An 18917-nucleotide genomic window follows, 5' to 3' on the forward strand; every position below is an offset into this window, starting at 1 on the left:
TAGGATGAGTTCTCACAGATGTTCGTAAGGGCAGACAGGCTCCTTGATGAATGGGACGATCAGGGAATCCATATAATCGGATACGCGTGGAGAGGTTTTGAACCAGTGGTGAGTCTGTACGAGCCAGGATCCGATAGGATTCTGGAAATGAAGCTGGACTCCTTGGATCTGATCCTTTCGAAGAAGAAGACCTGTGTTGGACGCTTCGAAGGGGGCACATATCATCCATGCCCTCAGAAAGCCGAGGTCAAGAACTTCAGCCAGTGCCGGAAATGTGCCTCATCGTGGATACCCATTCAGGAATGTGTTTTCGAGCCACGGTGTAGAGGTGAGCGCTGCGACTGCGACTTCTGCAGCAGGGGACATGTGGTCTACGCCGCTTTTATAGGAACGTCGATAAAGGTGGGTATGACAGGAGGTATGCGCCTGGAGATCAGGGGAATAGAACAGGGGGCCGATGCCATCGTGCCTTTGGTGGAATGCGAAAGCAGACTCGACGCCAGGAATATGGAGAACGAACTGGCCAAGAGGCTGGGGCTTACTCAGAGAGTACCCCAAAGATCGGCCTTGAAGGCTATTGCCATTCCAGCTGATAAGGCTCATGTCATCCGCAAGTATCGGGAGATCTTGGAAAAGGCTGGCAATTTCTGCCAGCCACTGAGGGAGGAGATCTCATTCCTGGATGACTATCCAATTGGAGGGTTGGACAACGCTCCAATCCTCGCCTCAACGGAAGGATCTCACAAGGGGGAACTTCTTGGTCTCAAGGGGAAGTTCGCGATCTACAGGGAATCGAATGGATCCACCAAAGCGCTCAACCTCTCAGACTGTGTGGCCAGAAGATTAAGAACTTTAGATTAAGTCCAGAGGTCATTCCAAAAAGCTATTTCCTATTTCCACTATACACCGGTAAACTGGTGATCAAATGACGGTTATAATGACCCCCGACCAGGTGGAGGAGCGTTTTGGTAAGCTGTTCTGCAAGGGGTTTTACACCCTGGTTGATGAGAGGAACGGCCTGGCGCAGGTCATAGATGAGTGCATAGCCCGAGGACCCGTAGAGTGGGATGCTGTCAACAGAAAGAGAGCTGGCGGGGTCATCACGAATGTGAAGGTGGACGGTTCGACCCTCATCATGGACGCAGTTATCGGGGAGAAAGAGGTCAACTTCGGACCGGCCTCAACCGAAACTGGAGGTCAGGGACTCAAATCACTCATAGTGGACGGAGATGAGGTCAGAACCACCTGGGTTGGCCTTGCAGGAGCATCGATAGGAGTGGGCGCATGCATCCCTCAGGGCCCTGGAACGGTGAGAACTGAGTATCCGGATGATCTCAAGATCGGCGGAGCCCACAGGGTGGAGGTGACCATTATCACCAGGAAGATGGTGAGAGTTGTATTCTCGGTGGATGACACTGATACCAAGGAGAAAGGCGCTACCTGGGCAATGATGCTCAAGGCTGGTCGATCCTGCCCGATAGGTAGGTTCCTGGAGCATAAAATAATTCAGCTGAACCCAAAAGTACCGAACAAGACGACAAACTGCGTCTCGGTCGGCATCTCCTTCGCCGTGGAGGAGAAGGATGTGGAAATGTTGATCGATTGGATCACAGACTATGTCCGGGAGAACACCTACTCTGATGACACGACCTTGGCTATATTCAAGGGTCTCAAGATCCCTGAGGAATTGGAATCTTACGGGCTCGACGCCAAGAGAAAGATACTCACCAAGCAGGAAGCCATGGACGTAGCAGCCCGTAACGGCGTTCAGCTCGTGGAGATAACCGGAGGTATCGGGATGATAGGCGCGGTGGCGGGTATAGGCTGCTTTGACATGGGACTCAAGTCCGCGGCGTTGATAGAGGATTTCGACTCCCTTTGATTTGGCCATTCATTTGAGCCCGATCCGCATGGTGAGGATTTCGACTCATACTTCAGAAGGTTGAGGAGGAAATAACTCAGGGGAGTTGAGAAGAAAGTGAACCAATGGAAAAAATGAACTCCCAAACGGATCAGACGCCAGCTCAATTCCTTTGATTCCAACAACTGGCTTTCTGATGCTTGTATCTAAAAGTATTTAAGCGATTTAGGAGTTGGTGCCAATAACCTGACCTTGGGAGGGCATGATTATTAGAAGCGAAATCACCCAGGTCATAGCGAATACCGCATATCAGACCTACGAGAAGAGGATCCTTAAAGAGGTTCTTGAGAACCAGATCCCAAGGCATGTCGCCATCATCATGGATGGCAATCGCCGATTCGCCAGAGAATTCGGTCTTGCCCAGAATGAGGGACATGAGAAGGGGAAGGACAAGCTAGAGGAGCTGATGGAATGGTGCCTTGAACTTGGCATCAAGGTGCTCACGGTATATGCCTTCTCAACCGAGAACATAACCCGGGATGAGGAGGAGGTCAGATACCTAATGGACCTGTTCGAGGAGAATTTCCTGAAACTGGGTGATGATGAGAGGATACACAAACACAAGATCAAGGTCAGTGTTCTGGGTCAAAGAGACATGCTACCTGATAGGGTGAACCAGGCCATCAAGTACGCTGAGGAAAGGACAATCGGCTACGATAGGTACTTCTACAATATCGCTGTGGCCTACGGGAGCAGGGAGGAGATCGTCCAGGCCATAAAGCAGGTAGCCCAGGAGGTCAAAGATGGTCGCCTTGCTGTAGAGGACATTAATGAACAGGAATTCTCAAGATTCCTCTACACCGCCGACTTTCCGGACCCCGATCTAGTTCTCAGGACATCCGGCGAGGAGAGGGTATCGAACTTCCTTCTCTGGCAGCTGGCGTACTCCGAGCTGTACTTCACTGATGTCTACTGGCCGGGTTTTCGAAAGATCGATTTCCTCAGGGCCATAAGGTCCTATCAGATGAGGCGACGCAGGTTTGGGAAGTGACCCCGGAATGCGAGCTTGATTATTGAGTGGGTGTGAACGATGTCCAAGTATGACCTGGTCCTGCTTCATCCTCCAGCGGTTTACGATTTCAGGAAACGATCAATATTCTATGGGCCTGTGAGCGATGTGGTACCCTCAACCCCCATTTTCGAGATGTACCCATTTGGATTTACGACCATGGCCAACCATCTTCATAAGGAGGGGTACAAGGTCAGGATCGCGAACCTGGCTAGCATGATGCTCAACGATCGCAACTTCGATGTCGAGCGGTTCCTCAAGAAAATGGATTCCGAGGCTTTTGGTATTGATCTCCACTGGCTACCTCATGCTCACGGTTCTTTGGAGATAGCAAAGCTTGTAAAGAACCTCCACCCGAACTCCAAAGTGGTGATGGGAGGCTTCTCCTCCACTTATTATTACGAAGAACTTATTCAATATCCCCAAGTGGATTTCATCCTGAGGGGGGACTCCACAGAGATCCCAATCTGCGACCTCATGAACTCGTTGGATAAAGGAGATCCATTGGAGAGGGTTCCCAATCTCTCTTGGAAAGATGATGGTCGAAGCAAGCATAATCCCATGTCCTTTGTTCCGGAGGACTTGGACTACATGGATATTGATTATGGCTGGATGATTAAATCTGTCATTCGATACCGTGACATGGAGGGATTCAAACCCTGGAAGAATTGGGATCAGAACCCATTGACGGTGATCATCCCCGTGAAGGGATGCTCTCTCAACTGCGTGGAGTGCGGAGGCTCCTGCTACGCCATGCAGAGATTCCTGGGAAGGGACAGACCCGCTTTCAGGAGCCCAGAGAAGGTGGCCGAGGACCTCTACAACATTCAGTGTTACCTGAAGGCCCCCACATTCATCGTTGGAGACATTAGGATGGCTGGGGACAAATGGGCTGAGAGGCTCCTAGAGGAAGCAAAGCGAATCGGGGTGACGAACCACATTGCTTTCGAGCTATTCCGTCCCGCGGGAGAGGAGCTGTTTCGCAAGATGGATAGCTCATTGGAAGGCTACTCCCTTGAGATCTCTCCTGACTCACATGACGAGAATGTGAGGAAGATGCTGGGAAGGAACTACTCCAATCAGGCCATGGAAGTCACGATCATGAAGGCTTTGGAGAACGGATGCGAGCGCTTTGATCTCTTCTTCATGATCGGTTTGCCTGGTCAGGATCCAGACAATGCGATGGCATCATCCGAGTATTGCAGGCATCTCTTCTCAATCGTGGGCAACGACAGAAGGCTTGTTCCTTACACGGCCCCACTGGCCCCCTTCCTTGACCCAGGGAGCCTCGCATTTGAGAACCCAGACAAGTATGGATATCGAGTGCTTGCCAGGACGCTAGAGGAACATCGGGTCCTTCTCACCGACCCATCGTGGAAGAGGGTCCTATCATACGAGACCATCTGGATGTCAAGGGATCAAATTGCGGAGACATCCTATGACGCTGCAGATCTCCTCAACCAGATCAGGTTCGATTGTGGTCAGATAAACCGCGATGAATTTGAGGGAAGGGCTGAGAGGACATCAAATGCCAGGGACCTCATGGAGAGACTTGACCTCGTTCTCGAGATCAAAGACGGGGATGAAAGGGAGAGCAGACTGTCTCAGCTCAGGGAAGAGGGCTATGCCCTCATGGAGTCCACTATTTGCCAGAAAAGAGAGCTTGAATGGAGGACGAGGGGAGCCTTCATGAATGCCCCAAGGGTTTTTCTTGGATTGATTCGTCCCAAGCGCCGCCGTGCCTGAATTTGGCTGAAAGGTAAGTGGCAAAATATTGTAAGTTGAAAAGATCAGAAATATAGAAAGGAAGGGTTGAGCGGGTAAAGTCTGTTATCAGCCTTTCTCGCCAAGCTCTTTTGACCGCCTCGCAGCTGCGTCAACAGCTTCCATGAGGGCTCCTCGAACTCCCGCGCTCTCAATGATCTGAAGGCCCTCGATGGTCGTGCCCGCTGGAGAGGCAACCATGTCCTTGAGCGCTCCAGGATGCTTCTTGGTATCAAGAACGGATTTCGCTGCTCCAAGAACGGTCTGGGCAGCAAGGCTGATCGCTACATCGCGAGGCAAACCTGCCAACACCCCACCGTCTGCTAACGCTTCTATGATGACATATACGAAGGCAGGACCACTTCCGCTAAGACCTGTTACCGCATCCAGCAGGTGTTCTGGTAGGCCATATGCGATTCCGTTGGAGTCAAGTATCTCCTGAACGGTCCCAGCATCTTCCTTTGTGGCATGGGTGCCCAAAGCGTAGCCTGCAGCCGTAGCTCCTACCATCAGGGGTTGGTTGGGCATGACTCTGATTACTCTAACTCCTGGCTTCAGACAGGACTCTATGAAATCGATCCTGATGCCCGCGGCTATGGATATGACTAGATGATTCTCATTAAGGTGCGGCCTCAATCCCGCAAGGACCTGCGGGAGATACTGAGGTTTCACCCCCAGGACTATGAGGTCGGCGGACCTTGCCACCAGGATATTGTCTGCTGTGGTCTCCACACCAATGGTCTGCGTGATGTAATCCCTGCGCTCCGGAATGATCTCTCCGGCAATGATCTCCCCGGGTTCCACTAGGCCACTGTCAATGATGCCCTTCATGAGCGCCTCCGACATGTTGCCGGCCCCGATGAAGCCAATCCTCTTTTCCATCTCATACACCCCTATCCAAGGAGGATAGCGACAACGCTACAACAGATGACGTATTTAATACCTGTGAGCTACTCCGTACCATCCAGTACTTTGAACTTGCGGGCAGTCAGTCACTTCTTGAGAGCCTTGATGATCTCACGCATGAAGGCTGGGAGGTCCGCAGGTGTTCTGGAAGTAATTATGTTTCCGTCACAAATGACCTCGGTATCGATGAACCTAGCTCCGGCATTGATCATGTCATCCTTTATGGCCATAACCGCGGTAGCTCTCTTTCCTTTGAGTATTCCAGCTGAGATGAGAACTGATCCTCCGTGGCATATTGAGGCCACAAGCTTGCCATTGTCGAATAACTTCCTAACGAAGTCATTTACAGCTGGGTATCTTCGAAGCCTATCTGGTGCCCATCCCCCAGGAACTATCACTCCATCGTACTTATTGGGGTCCACCTCGTCGATGGCGGCGTCCGCCACGACTTCGTACCCGTGCTTGCTGTAGTACACATCACAATCGACTCCAATGACTGTCACATTGAAGCCTTCTTCCCTGAGGCGAAGAAGCGGGTACCAGAGTTCTAAATCCTCGTAGTCGTCCTCCGCAAGTATAGCAATATCCTTGGCCATACGGTCACCCCGCCTAATATTGTTGGAAAAGGGATATATGCTTTGGTCCAAAGTGAAGCCCGAACTCGATCCTGATCCAAAACGATCTTCATTGATCGTACAAGAATGGCCTATTAAAAACGAAAGAATCTCACGAATAGCGTAATTAAATAATGGGACAATAGAGGTAAACGTCCTTAATCCATGGATTTGCTCCAATTCTTGGCTTCGGAGAGGAAGAGAACCTCCAAAGGTGACGAGGAAAGATACGCCATCATTCTTCAGATAAGAGGAAGCGTGGAGCGTATCATATCCAGAAAAGGATGTCTTGGGCAATAGAATGGGTCATAACTCCCAATAATAATGACCTTTTTCCGACGAAATAACTCTAAGATTAACCTGAACAAACACCTAGAAGGTTTAAATAAAGAGACTTTATTGCCCCTTCGATGCTCGTAGAGGAATATCTCCCATTGGCGATTTTTGCCCTCATTGCGGTGGTCTTCCCAGCACTCAGTTTTTGGGCATCAAGGTTCTTCAGGCCTACGAAAAAGGGAGCCATGAGGAGCACCACGTATGAGTGCGGAGAAGTGCCCATCGGAGAGGCGCAGATCCAGTTTCATGTCCAATTCTACATCTTCGCTATCATCTTCGTTATTTTCGATGTCGTGATCGTATTCTTGATGATCTGGGCTCTTGTGTTCTCCGGGCTGCCCGACCTGGCGAAGATCTATATGGCCATCTTCCTTGCGATCCTTCTCGTGGGTGTTGGCTATGCACTGAAGAAAGAGAAGGTGATTTGGATATGAACGACAACCCGAACGCTGTTGCAATGAATTCCAAGGACTTCATGGACTGGTCCAACAATGTCATAGATGACATACTGAGGGCCACTCAGGCAAAGAAGGCTCTGGACAAGCTCATGCTTCCATTCTGGAACTGGTCCCAGAGGAATTCTATGTACCCACTTCACTTTGGCCTCGCATGCTGCGCATTGGAGATGGCTGCATCATCAGGTCCAAGATGGGACGCGGAACGTCTCGGTATCATATACAGGTCCTCGCCAAGACAGTGCGATGTGCTCCTGCTTAATGGATGGATATCGAAGAAAGTGAGACCGGCACTCCGCAGGCTATACGAGCAGATGCCAGCCCCCAAGTGGGTAATTGCCATGGGTGAGTGCTCGATCTCTGGTGGACCATGGTACGATTGCTACAATGTGGTTCAGGGAGCGGATACCTTCCTCCCTGTGGATATCTACATACCTGGATGCCCCCCGAGACCTGAAGCGCTCATCGACGGTTTCCTCAAATTGCAGCAGAAGATTAAGGCAGAGGCAAAAGGGCCGTTCCTAGAGGACTGAGGTGATCACTTGGCGGAGATAACAGCATGCAGTGGAAATTTGACAGGATTAGAGATTGCTGATGCACTGTCCAAGAAGTTCGCGGAGGGTGTCACCATTAATTCCGCTTCTCCCAGGAGAGTATACTCCCAGGTGAACAAGGAGGTCTTCCTGGAGGTGTGCAAGTTCATGAAGGACGAGCTCCTCTTCGATCATGCCTCCCTGGTTTCAGGAGTGGACAGAATTGACAGAATTCAGGCAATTTATCATATTACATCTTACATCAATAATTGCTGCCTCATGGAAATCGTGGTGGACCTAGATCATGAGGCCCCCGAAATTGATTCTGTAACCCCGCTTTGGGAGGGTGCGAATTACCACGAGAGGGAGACCTACGACATGATGGGTATAGTCTTCAAGGGACACCCAGATATGAGGAGGATCTTCCTCCCCGATGATACCAAATTCTATCCCCAAAGAAAGGACTTCAAGCTGAAGGAGGTGCCCTGAAATGGCAGAGATGTGGGTGAACATGGGTCCACAGCATCCATTCAACCATGGTTTGTGGAACCTCAGGGTCCTGATGGACGGAGAGACGATCAAGTATGCTGAACCCATCCTGGGCTACCTTCACAGGGGATGGGAGAAGAGTATGGAAAATAGGACTTATCCCCAGATCATACCTCTCTCTGACCGTCTCTGCTATGGTTCGTCCATGTCCTGGAGTCACCTCTACTGCATGACCATGGAGGAGCTTTTTGACATCGAGGTTCCTGAAAGAGGGGAGTATATCAGGGTGATAGTCCTCGAGCTCCAGAGGATAGTCTCACATCTTCTTTGGCTCATGGCCTTCGGCGTGGACCTGGGTAATCTTACCGTGATGCTCTACGTGATAAGAGAGAGGGAGATGTTCCTAGATCTCCTTCAGAGCATCACCGGAGCCAGGATGACATACAACTATCCTAGGATAGGTGGCGTGAGGAACGATCTTCCCCCCGATTTCGAGAGGGACTGCATCAGGGCTATGGATTACTTTCAGGGAAAGATTGACGATTACGAGAAGCTCTGTGACGGGAGCAAGATATTCAGGATGAGAACCGAGGGACTCGGTGTGGTGAAACCAGCCGATGCGATTAACCTCGGGCTGACTGGACCCAATCTGAGGGCAAGCAGCGTTGATGTGGACATCAGGAGGGACGATCCCTATTCTGTCTACGAAGAGTTCGACTTCGATGTCTGTACCCATGATGCCTGCGACACCTATGCCCGTTACCGTGTGAGAATGGACGAGATGAGAGTCTCCTGTGATATCGTAAAACAGGCGTTAGAGAAGATCCCCGATGGGCCCGTTAGAGTGAAGGTCCCCAAGAACGCACCCAATAAGACAGCGGTGGCGAGGGTCGAGGACCCGCGGGGTGAGGGGATGATGTATGTGGTGGGCGATGGCACTGACAAACCATACAGGTTGAGCGTGCGCAGCCCGGTCTTCGTGTACGTATCCGCCGCGAACCACATGCTGAAGGGACACAAGATAGCGGATGTCCCATCGGTCATGGGCTCCATCGACATGTGCCTAGGCGAAACAGACAGGTGATCGCATGGAACTATACACTTTTATAGAAGGCATCGTGGTCTGGCTGGTTAGCATCGTTCAATACATACTCAATGTGATCGGTCTCCACGGCCTGGCTGACTGGCTCGGCGGTGCGGAGATCGTCAATATATTGACATACCTTGGCCAGGCTTTGATCGTCTTCCTCGTTGGCTTCGTCATCTGTCTGACAATGATATGGCAAGAAAGGAAGACCCTGGGCAGGCTCATGGATCGGAGGGGGACCAGAATCGGTCCCCTTGGCTATGCTCAGCAACTTGCAGATGGATTCAAGACCTTCCTAAAGGAGATCATCGTCCCTGACAAGGCTTGGGTATCTGGTTACAACTGGGCCCTCATTATTCTGATCGCCTCTTCGGTTATCTTAGTGGGAATCATACCGCTCAGCGATGGTTGGTTCCTCTCCAGCACCCCTGCGGGACTGCTGCTTCTGTTTGCGGTATTCAGCCTTGCACCATTCGCCATCCTTATCGGCGGATGGGCGTCGAACAACAAGTACACCCTCATTGGGGGAATGAGATCCGCCGCTCAACTGATATCATACGAGGTCCCACTCCTGCTGTCCACAGTGGGCGTGATACTTCTCGCCGGGTCTCTCAGCTTCGGCGACATCGTTGCGGCGCAGGATACCATATGGTTCGTCATCCCCCAGATCATCGGTTTCATTATCTTCATGATCGCCATGAACGCGGAGGTCGAGAGGATACCTTTCGATCTTCCTGAGGCGGAGGCGGAACTGGTCGAGGGGTGGGGTACGGAGTACGGCGGCCTTAGATTTGGACTAATCATGTTCGCCGAGTATCTCAGGGGATATGCCGGTGCTGCTATCGCTGCCATCCTTTTCCTTGGCGGCTGGAATGGCCCCTACCTGCCCCCGGAGCTCTGGTTGCTCATTAAGGTATTCATCATATTCTTTGTCTTCATCTGGATTAGGGGCTCCTTCCCAAGAGTCAGGACCGATCAGATCCTGAACATTGGATGGAAGTGGCTGATGCCCCTAGCGATGATCAACCTGGCCATCGCTGTGGCCTTCAAGATGCTGGGGTGGTTCTAATGACAGAGGCAAAGCGATACAAGAGAAGAGAACCGCCGAAGCCTACGGGATATATAACCAAACCTCTGGGCGTCACTCTGAGACAAACCATCAAATCCACCATAAACAGGCCCAATACAGTCCTGTATCCATGGGAGAAGCTCCAGCTTCCTGACTGCTTCAGAGGGAGACCGGGTCTGGTTATCCAGGAGTGTATTGGCTGCGGTATGTGCATGCGTATCTGTCCCAACAAGTGCATCGAGCTTGTTGAGGTCGATGTCCCTGAGAGGGGCAAGTGTAAACGCCCCCAGGTGGACCTAGGAAGATGCATGATGTGTGGCTACTGTGCAGAGTACTGCCCCACCGATGCAATGATCGTCACTCCAGAATACGAGCTAGCTGCTACCAGCCGGAGAGAACTGATACTGGATCCCTTCGAGCTGATCCACGAGCACAAACCCGGCTACGAGGTTCACCGCGTCGAGGTCCTTCAGTCGGAGGCATCCAAGGGAAAGGACGCCGTGGAGTACCGCTTCATGGACGAGAAAGATGCACCAATACTGGACAATGACGCATGCATAGGTTGCGGTCGTTGCATGAAAGCTTGCCCCTCCGATTGCATCGAGATGGTCGAGGTGGGCAAGAACGAGAAAGGAAAGCCCATTAAACGGCCGAAATTCGATTTCACCAATTGCGTGAGCTGCGAGAACTGCGTGCTCACGTGTCCCAAGGACGCACTCAAGATGAAGGAGGTTGTCTGAATGGACTGGGAACTTCTATTCTTCCTGATATTCGCGGCGATCACTATCGCTGCAGCGGTATCCATCATGTTCTCAAAAGACGTGGTCCGCTCTGTAATGTACCTAGCACTGACATTCATCGGGGTTGCGGTCATATTCTTCTTCCTGGAGGCCGAGTATGTCGCGCTTATCCAGATATTGATCTATGTGGGCGCGGTCACCGTTTTGATACTGTTCGGTATAATGCTGACCAAAAGAAGACTGCTGGGTGGTGAGCGCGATGAATAGGCAACAGTACCTGGCTGGAATGTCGGTCCTGCTGCTTTCTATGCTCATCATAGGCTCTCTGATAGTCTCGAGTTGGCCCGCGGGCGAGATAACCAACATCGGATTGGATGCCCTGGGAAAAGGGACGTTCGAGACCTATGGCGTCACATTCCTCGTAGTAGGGTTGGTCATGTTCACATCCATGCTAGGTGGCGTTTTTCTGGCCAAGGAGGATGATGAAGAATGATCCCCATGGAGTATTTCCTGGCCCTAAGCGCCATCCTGTTCGTCATTGGTGCCTACGGTGTGCTCACCAAGCGTAACGCTATCATCGTTCTCATGAGTATAGAGATCATGCTAAATGCAGCGAACATCAACTTCGTGACCTTTTCGTCGTACTTCGACGACGTCGCGGGACAGGTGTTCGCTTTATTCTCGATAGCTGTGGCGGCCGCGGAAGTCGCGGTTGGATTGGCCATCCTTCTGAACCTGAACAGGGTCAGAGGAACGATCAATCTGGACGAGATACATCTGCTGAGGTGGTGACATGGACATCATAGATTTCGCATGGCTAATACCGGTACTTCCACTCATCTCGTTTCTGATCGTAGGCCTGTTCGGGAAGAAAATGCCCGAGGGTGGCGGATACGTCGCAATCATCTTCTCCCTGGCTTCAATGGTACTGTCACTCCTGATCGCCATTCCGGTACTGAACGGTACATACGGAGGAGTGTACGAGCAGAGTGTAACCTGGCTCGTACTATCTGACGAGTACAAGCTTGATATTGGCATATACATCGACCAGCTGACAGCGCTGATGCTCATCGTTGTCTCTGTGATCAGCACCCTCGTGGTGATCTACTCCATAGGGTACATGCACAAGGAGGGGGAGCGGAAGCCAAGGTACTACGCCGAGATCTCCCTGTTCATCGGGGTAATGCTTGGACTGATCCTGGCGAACAACTATCTCTGGCTGTTCATCTTCTGGGAGCTTGTCGGCCTATGCTCATATCTACTAATAGGATTCTGGAACCACAAGCCATCCGCGGCTTCGGCTGCCAAGAAGGCGTTCCTGGTGACGAGGGTCGGAGACATCATGTTCATGATCGGTATCATCATCCTCTTCACCACATTCAAAACGCTGAACTTCAGCGATCTCTTTGCCATTGAGGCGACGGGGACGAATCTCGAACTCCTGACGCTCGCCACCTTCTTCATCTTTGGCGGTGCAATAGGAAAGAGCGCCCAGTTCCCGCTGCATGATTGGTTGCCCGATGCGATGGAGGGCCCCACCACAGTGTCGGCTCTAATCCACGCAGCAACCATGGTCAAGGCGGGTGTGTACCTGGTGGCGAGGTCATATCCACTGTTCGTACAGTGCCCTGAGACACTGCTCATTGTAGCGATAATCGGTGGCGTGACCGCGATATTCGCGGCATCCATGGCGCTTAACAATCCCAATATCAAACGGGTGCTCGCATACTCGACCATCTCTCAATTGGGATACATGATCCTAGCCCTTGGAGCAGGAGGCTACTTCTTCTACTATGGGAACCCGGCTGACGGTTACACGGCGGGCATGTTCCACCTAATGAACCATGCGTTCTTCAAGGCCTTGCTCTTCCTTTGCGCCGGGTCCGTAATACACGCTGTGGGAACAGAGGACATGCGACTGATGGGTGGTTTGCACAAGAAAATGAAGATCACATCATTTGCCATGCTCATAGGCGCCCTATCCATCTCTGGGATACCGATATTAAGCGGTTTCTGGAGCAAGGATGAGATATTAGCGGCAGTCTTCGAAACAGGAGAAGTCAATTCCATATTCCTTCTGCTCTGGCTAATGGGCATCGTGACCGCGTTCATGACCGCATTCTACATGTTCAGACTGTGGTTCATGACATTCGCAGGAAAGGAGGGCGAGGTGTCAAAGCACGCTCACGAGTCCCCGAAGGTAATGACCGGACCCCTCGTGACTCTCGCTATCTTCGCTGCGTTCTCTGGACTGGCTGTGCTCTTTGGTTTCGGACAGGTCATCTACTTCGGCCACCCCCATCACGCCGATGCGATAGAGATACTAACCGAGGTCTTCACCTCCCCGCTCACATACCTATCGATATTACTGGCAGTGCTAGGAGTTGTGCTTGCTTACCTAGTGTATTGCAAGAAGATCATCTCTTCAGATTTCTTCGTCTCCTCACCCGGAACGAAGAGGATGCACAAGCTGCTACTGGACAGATACGGCTTTACTTGGGGATACAACGCCTTCGCGGAGAAGGTAGTTTACGGATTCGCCAAGGTTGTAGACAAATTCGACCAGAAGGGCATTGACGGCGTGGTCAACGGAATCAGCAATGTAATCGTTGGATTCGGACAGCGCTTCAGAAAAGTTCAGAGCGGAATGGTACAAGGATACGCCACGGTGGTGGTGGCAGGTATCGTGGCAATATTGCTGATACTATACATCACAGGAGTACTGGGGTGATACCATGTTCGATGACATACCAATACTATCAATCATCGTCTTTCTTCCACTGATAGGCGCAGTGATCGCCTTCGCCCTAGGCAACAACAAGAGGATGGCAAAGCTCATCGCCCTGATATTCTCGGCGATTACGCTTCTTCTCTCGCTCCTGCTACTCACTGAGTTTAACATGAGCACCGGGACTTTCCAATTCACGGAAAGCTATACCTGGATAGAGACGCTCGGAATCAGTTACAGCTTGGGTGTTGATGGAATAGGCCTGCTGATGGTCATTCTGACAACACTACTCTGTTTCCTGGCCATCCTATTCTCATGGGATGTAGAAAAGAGGACCCACGAGTACATGGGCCTCATGCTGGTGTTGGAAGTAGGAGTGCTGGGCGTATTCATGTCCCTGGATTACTTCCTCTTCTACATCTTCTGGGAGGTCGTCCTCATCCCGATGTTCTTCCTGATAGGCATCTGGGGAGGACCCAGGAAGGAATACGCAGCCATCAAGTTCTTCATCTATACACATGTGGCGAGTCTGGCCATGCTCATAGCAATACTGGCCATGTACTTCGAGGCCAAACCCATGCTGGAGTCGCTGATAGGCCATGCAAGCTTTGGGATGCTCGACATCGCCTTGGTAAGCGGAAACTTCAGCTACATATTCCAGGTAGCCGTGTTCGGCGCGCTCTTCTTCGGTTTCGGAGTCAAGATGCCAATCGTGCCTTTCCATACTTGGCTACCAGACGCTCATGTGGAGGCACCAACTGCGGGATCGGTGCTTCTAGCCGGTCTCCTCCTTAAGATGGGAGCATACGGTCTGGTTAGAATTGCACTGCCGACACTTCCTGAAGGCGCAGAAGCTTTCGTTCCCATTATGCTGGCTATAGCGATATTATCCATATTGTACGGAGCGTTCGCCTCTCTAGCTCAAAGGGATCTGAAGAAGATGGTTGCGTTCTCTTCAATCAGTCACATGGGCATCGTACTGTTAGGATTCGCTACTCTATCTGAGATTGGAATCGCAGCAGGTGTGTTCCAGATGTTCGCCCACGGTCTCATCACAGCTGTACTGTTCATGATGTGCGGTGTCGTGCAGCATAAAGCGGGCACGAGGGAGATACCACTTCTCGGTGGCCTTGCTCCAAAGATCCCAATCGCGGCTACTTTCATGACTATTGGGTTCTTGGCATCGCTCGGCCTACCGGGAATGGTTGGTTTCATCGCCGAGTTCTCGGTTTTCGCGGCAACATTCGATGCCTTCGGATGGTTGCTGATCCTGCCGATCATTAGCGTTGCTATCACTGCTGGTTATTATCTTTGGGCGCTGCAGAGGACTATGTTCGGACCACTCACGGATAAGATAAATCTGTCTCATTTGAAGGATGTCAGCTGGTACGAAGCTGCCCCGTTGGCGGTTCTTTGCATCCTGATCGTGGTCTTCGGACTCCTTCCGGGATTGGCGTTCGACATGATCAGACCAGCGACTGAGATCGTGACAGGTCTACTGGGGGTGATCTGAGATGGATCTAACGGCTGTACTTCCTGAGATCATCATGATCATCTTCGCAGCGGTCCTTCCAGCGGTATACCTGGGAACCAAGAACGACAAGATGGTCGCTGGCATATCAATTGCAGGCATCTTGATAGCAATGGCCACTGTGGGCCAGTTCCTCTGGAACGGCGCTTCCCCGGTGGTGTTCGAGAATCTGCTGCAGCTGGACGCGTTCTCTGCACTCTTCATGCTAGTGTTCCTGATCGTTGCCCTTTACGTGGTGATAGCGTCTGTCAGATACATTGAGAAAGAGAGGCACCTAGCCGAGTACTACACGCTGATCATGTTCGCAACGGTCGGTATGATGGTGGTGGCCTCCGCCACTGATCTCATCACCCTGTTCGTTGGAATAGAGCTCACTAGTCTCTCTTCATTCGCTCTTGTGGGATTCCGCAAGAAGGACAAGCGCGGAGCGGAGGCGGCGACCAAGTACTTCGTGATCGGTGGTCTTTCCTCTGCGATCTCCCTGTACGGCATTTCACTGCTGTACGGAGTGACCCATACGACCAACATCGCAGAGATTGGGGCGGTCGTTGGAGACATCACTGGATTGGGACCCGCATTGTACATTTCATTGGTGATGCTTATCGCCGGATTCGGGTTCAAGGTCGCGATCGTACCCTTCCACATGTGGGCACCTGATGTGTACGAGGGCGCTCCTACCCCAATAGCCTCGTTCCTGGCAGCAGGTTCCAAGAAGATGGGTCTTGTAGCGCTGTTCAAGATCTTCCTGATAGGGCTCTTTGCCATCAAGGCCGATTGGGAAATAGCGGTGGCAGTCATTGCCATTGCCACCATGACCCTTGGTAATATCATGGCCGTGAACCAGACCAGCATCAAGAGGATGTTGGCCTACTCAAGTATCGCTCAGGCAGGATACATACTAATCGTGCTTCCCATAGGCACTGACTACGCCCTGATGGGTGGGATATTCCACATCATCACCCATGCCTTCATGAAGGGAGGCGCCTTCCTCATCGTGGCCGGTCTTTCGATGTCCGCTCTTGGGGAGAATATCGCTGATTACAAGGGACTGGCAAAGCGCACTCCCTTGCTGGCTCTGGGCATGGCGATACTTCTGTTCGCTCTTGCTGGAATACCCCCATTATCGGGATTCGCCAGTAAGGTCGTACTGTTCTCCAGTGCAGTGGACGCCTCGATGATACCTGCTGACAATTGGATGATCTGGCTAGCCATCGCTGGTGTGCTCAACAGTGCCTTGTCCTTGTACTACTACGCTCGAGTGGTCAAGTACATGTATGTTGAGAAGGGTCCGGAAAGCAAGATCAGGATTCCAACAACTGTGGCCATAGCCATATTCATCTGCGTGGTGGCGACTGTGATTATTGGAATATATCCCGAACCCATCGTCGATGCCTGCCAGGCAGCGGCAACAGCGTTCTTCGCTTGAATAAACCCCTTTTCCTCTTTTCTAATTATTTCATTTCTTACATCATCAGGACAAAACATCCCTCAATACAGCGGATTACTGGCTTCACTTTCTCCTCATACGGCTGATAGTACTCTAGTAACGGTTAAGTACGGATTCATCATTAGGCGAAATGATGCCCCTTAGCTGGGATGAACCAATCTCAGAAGAACTGCTGATGGTGGAGAATGAGATCCGCCGGAACGTGCAGTCTCAACAGGAGATGCTCACCGAAATCTCCATGCACATCATAGGCTCAGGTGGCAAGAGAATCAGGCCTGGAGTATCCCTTTTGGCATATCACGCTGTAGGGGGGCAGAAACCAGACGAGATCATAGGTATCGCGGCCGCCTTCGAGATTATTCACTCCGCCACGCTCATCCATGACGACATCAACGATGGAGGGCATACCAGACGAGGTGTGGTAACCGCTTACAGGAAGTATGGTGTCCAGCAAGCCCTGATAGCGGGCGATTTCCTTTTCGTGAAAGGGTTCAGACTCGGAGGAAGTCTAGGCCAGGAACTTGTGGACGTGATAGCCGACGCCTGCACTGGAATGGCGGAGAGCGAGATATTACAAGGCCAATACGAGAAGAACCCTTCGACATCGTTGGATGTTTATATCAAGATAATCAAAGGGAAAACTGCGAAGCCGTTCGAAGCGGGTGCCCGAACCGGGGCAACACTAGGTGGGGGTTCATCTGAGCAGGTGAATGCCTTGGGATTGTTCGGTCTCAACCTGGGGATCGCATTTCAGATCATCGATGATATCCTAGATATTACGGGTGACGCGTCGGTTCTTGGAAAGCCCAGGGGAATGGACTTCTTGGAGGGAAAGCCGACCCTGCCTCTGATACTCGCACTGAACAACGGCTGCAATGGTCTGAGACTCAAGGAGCTTTTCGTCAAGAAAGAGAAGGATACTGAAGAGATAGAAGAGGTGCTTGAGTACCTCTCCCATTCTGACGTCTTGGAGGAAGCCAGGAGATACGCTCGTACCTACGCTTCGAATGCGGTTGACTCGCTTGATATCATCGCCGAGTCGGAATATAAGGAAGCACTCATCAAACTGGCCGATAAAGTTGTAAAAAGGAATTTCTAATCTGGATTTGCTCAATATTCCCAAGAGGATGACGATGCTTGATCCTTGTTAGGATGGATTGGATCATGGAGATTCGGATATGATAGAGGATGCCGATGTTGTGGTTGTGGGAGCGGGACCAGCGGGAAGCACTGCGGCTGAGCATGCGGCCCTCAACGGTGCCGAGGTTGTCCTTCTCGAAAGACGAGAGGAAATCGGCTTACCGGTCAAGTGCGGCGAGTTCATGCCCTCTGTGAGTGAGATAAAGGGCATCTTTCCCATGGCTGATGAATTGGAGTCTCTTTTCGATTTGCCAAACGACCTAATCTCTCTTGAGACCCGTTTGATAAGAATCTGGTCGCCCAAGCAGAAGAGTTTTGAGATACCGTTCTCAGGCTATACCACAGACCGGGATAGGTTCGATCAGTTTCTTGCTAGAAAGGCTGAGGATGCTGGAGTCAGAATAATCAGAGGATGTTCTTGTCAATCTGTAGAAGGTAATACGGTTATGACAGATAATGGACCGATCAGAGCAAAGGTCATAATTGGGGCGGATGGTCCACTATCCCGGGTAGCTCGTTCGGTGGGGATTCCAAAGGCAAAGGACCTTTGCCCTGCAGTTACTGCCCAGACCAAGGGTGATTTCGAGGACGTATGCGAGATGTTCTTCGGTAGCATCGCCCCAGGTGCTTACGCCTGGATAATACCCAAGAAGAATGGTGCAAATGTGGGTCTTGGCATATCGCCCAGATTCGCCAAGAAGAGTGTCAAGGAGTATTTCTGGTCCTTCGTGGAGGAAAGGGGATTAGAAGTGGATCGGGTGAAGGGTAAGCACGTCCCAATGTCCGGACCGGTGAAACGATCTGTAGTTGGAAATACCTTGGTGGTGGGTGACGCCGCCGGGCATGTCATGGCAGTTAACGGGGGAGGAATTCCCATAGCGATGATCTGTGGGAGGATAGCGGGCAAGTCAGCCGCCAAGACTGCTCTGAAAGGAGCATCGCTTGAACTCTACGAATCGATTTGGAAGAGGCAGGTGGAGAAACCATTGAGGACTGCGGTTAGGTCCAAACGATGGGCGGACATATGCTGGGGGAGCCCTTTAAGGTTGGAGATGGCAATGACTTTTCTAGGCAAGCGGAGAATGGGCAACATGATCCGCTGCAAGTCCGTCTTCCCCTAGGATCATCGGGATTATGGCATTGCCTAA

Annotated in this window: 20 protein-coding genes; 18 read left to right on the forward strand and 2 right to left on the reverse strand. The window is 51.5% G+C overall.

Annotated elements, in window-relative coordinates:
* The first annotated feature begins 18 nt into the window (after positions 1-18).
* The 4 genes from GKC03_00340 to GKC03_00355 all read left to right on the forward strand — a co-directional run bounded on the left by GKC03_00340 (position 19) and on the right by GKC03_00355 (position 4676).
* A complete protein-coding gene (locus tag GKC03_00340; protein NYT10982.1) occupies positions 19-861 on the forward strand; it encodes a DUF2797 domain-containing protein in 843 nt (280 codons plus the stop codon).
* 64 nt (positions 862-925) lie between these two features.
* Entirely contained in the window at positions 926-1882 is a 957-nt protein-coding gene (locus tag GKC03_00345; GenBank protein NYT10983.1) for a DUF1743 domain-containing protein, read from the forward strand.
* A gap of 241 nt (positions 1883-2123) precedes the next feature.
* Positions 2124-2912: a di-trans,poly-cis-decaprenylcistransferase gene (gene uppS / locus GKC03_00350; GenBank protein NYT10984.1), complete on the forward strand. Its 789-nt coding sequence runs from the start codon at positions 2124-2126 to the stop codon at positions 2910-2912.
* A gap of 39 nt (positions 2913-2951) precedes the next feature.
* A complete protein-coding gene (locus GKC03_00355; GenBank protein NYT10985.1) occupies positions 2952-4676 on the forward strand; it encodes a TIGR04190 family B12-binding domain/radical SAM domain protein in 1725 nt (574 codons plus the stop codon).
* Between the two features lie 87 nt (positions 4677-4763).
* On the opposite strand, the gene proC is transcribed toward GKC03_00355, so the two are convergent.
* Complete coding sequence (proC, locus tag GKC03_00360; GenBank protein NYT10986.1) at positions 4764-5576, reverse strand: pyrroline-5-carboxylate reductase; 813 nt, start codon at positions 5574-5576, stop codon at positions 4764-4766.
* Between the two features lie 110 nt (positions 5577-5686).
* The gene (locus GKC03_00365; protein NYT10987.1) at positions 5687-6196 is read right to left on the reverse strand and encodes a type 1 glutamine amidotransferase; all 510 of its coding nucleotides are present in this window, start codon (positions 6194-6196) and stop codon (positions 5687-5689) included.
* A gap of 428 nt (positions 6197-6624) precedes the next feature.
* Between GKC03_00365 and ndhC the strand changes: the two genes are divergently transcribed.
* The 14 genes from ndhC (at position 6625) to GKC03_00435 (ending at position 18890) form a co-directional block, all read left to right on the forward strand.
* Positions 6625-6984, forward strand: a complete 360-nt coding sequence (gene ndhC, locus GKC03_00370; protein NYT10988.1) for an NAD(P)H-quinone oxidoreductase subunit 3 — start codon at positions 6625-6627, stop codon at positions 6982-6984.
* A gap of 41 nt (positions 6985-7025) precedes the next feature.
* Positions 7026-7538 carry an NADH-quinone oxidoreductase subunit B gene (locus GKC03_00375; protein ID NYT10989.1) on the forward strand — a complete coding sequence of 171 codons (513 nt, stop codon included), beginning with the start codon at positions 7026-7028 and terminating at the stop codon, positions 7536-7538.
* 9 nt (positions 7539-7547) lie between these two features.
* Positions 7548-8027 (forward strand): NADH-quinone oxidoreductase subunit C, encoded by a 480-nt coding sequence (locus GKC03_00380; protein NYT10990.1) that lies wholly within the window; start codon positions 7548-7550, stop codon positions 8025-8027.
* 1 nt (position 8028) lies between these two features.
* Positions 8029-9111 carry an NADH-quinone oxidoreductase subunit D gene (locus tag GKC03_00385; GenBank protein ID NYT10991.1) on the forward strand — a complete coding sequence of 361 codons (1083 nt, stop codon included), beginning with the start codon at positions 8029-8031 and terminating at the stop codon, positions 9109-9111.
* A gap of 4 nt (positions 9112-9115) precedes the next feature.
* Positions 9116-10183, forward strand: coding sequence for an NADH-quinone oxidoreductase subunit NuoH (gene nuoH / locus GKC03_00390; GenBank protein NYT10992.1), 1068 nt, complete (start codon positions 9116-9118; stop codon positions 10181-10183).
* Complete coding sequence (locus GKC03_00395) at positions 10183-10923, forward strand: 4Fe-4S dicluster domain-containing protein (protein ID NYT10993.1); 741 nt, start codon at positions 10183-10185, stop codon at positions 10921-10923. The genes nuoH and GKC03_00395 overlap by 1 nt, the downstream gene beginning before the upstream one ends.
* On the forward strand, positions 10924-11190 hold the full coding sequence (locus tag GKC03_00400) for a short chain dehydrogenase (protein NYT10994.1): 267 nt from the start codon (positions 10924-10926) through the stop codon (positions 11188-11190).
* A complete protein-coding gene (locus GKC03_00405; protein NYT10995.1) occupies positions 11183-11416 on the forward strand; it encodes a hypothetical protein in 234 nt (77 codons plus the stop codon). Before GKC03_00400 ends, GKC03_00405 begins: the two co-directional genes overlap by 8 nt.
* Complete coding sequence (nuoK, locus tag GKC03_00410) at positions 11413-11715, forward strand: NADH-quinone oxidoreductase subunit NuoK (GenBank protein NYT10996.1); 303 nt, start codon at positions 11413-11415, stop codon at positions 11713-11715. Before GKC03_00405 ends, nuoK begins: the two co-directional genes overlap by 4 nt.
* A 1-nt stretch (position 11716) precedes the next feature.
* On the forward strand, positions 11717-13654 hold the full coding sequence (gene nuoL, locus GKC03_00415; GenBank protein ID NYT10997.1) for an NADH-quinone oxidoreductase subunit L: 1938 nt from the start codon (positions 11717-11719) through the stop codon (positions 13652-13654).
* Positions 13655-13658: 4 nt separating this feature from the next.
* Entirely contained in the window at positions 13659-15164 is a 1506-nt protein-coding gene (locus GKC03_00420; GenBank protein NYT10998.1) for an NADH-quinone oxidoreductase subunit M, read from the forward strand.
* Between the two features lies 1 nt (position 15165).
* Positions 15166-16608 carry an NADH-quinone oxidoreductase subunit N gene (locus GKC03_00425; GenBank protein NYT10999.1) on the forward strand — a complete coding sequence of 481 codons (1443 nt, stop codon included), beginning with the start codon at positions 15166-15168 and terminating at the stop codon, positions 16606-16608.
* Positions 16609-16762: 154 nt separating this feature from the next.
* On the forward strand, positions 16763-17728 hold the full coding sequence (locus tag GKC03_00430; GenBank protein ID NYT11000.1) for a polyprenyl synthetase family protein: 966 nt from the start codon (positions 16763-16765) through the stop codon (positions 17726-17728).
* 79 nt (positions 17729-17807) lie between these two features.
* Positions 17808-18890, forward strand: a complete 1083-nt coding sequence (locus tag GKC03_00435; protein ID NYT11001.1) for an NAD(P)/FAD-dependent oxidoreductase — start codon at positions 17808-17810, stop codon at positions 18888-18890.
* Positions 18891-18917: the final 27 nt, after the last annotated feature.

The organism is Methanomassiliicoccales archaeon, assembly GCA_013415695.1.
In the GTDB taxonomy this organism is placed as follows: domain Archaea; phylum Thermoplasmatota; class Thermoplasmata; order Methanomassiliicoccales; family JAAEEP01; genus JAAEEP01.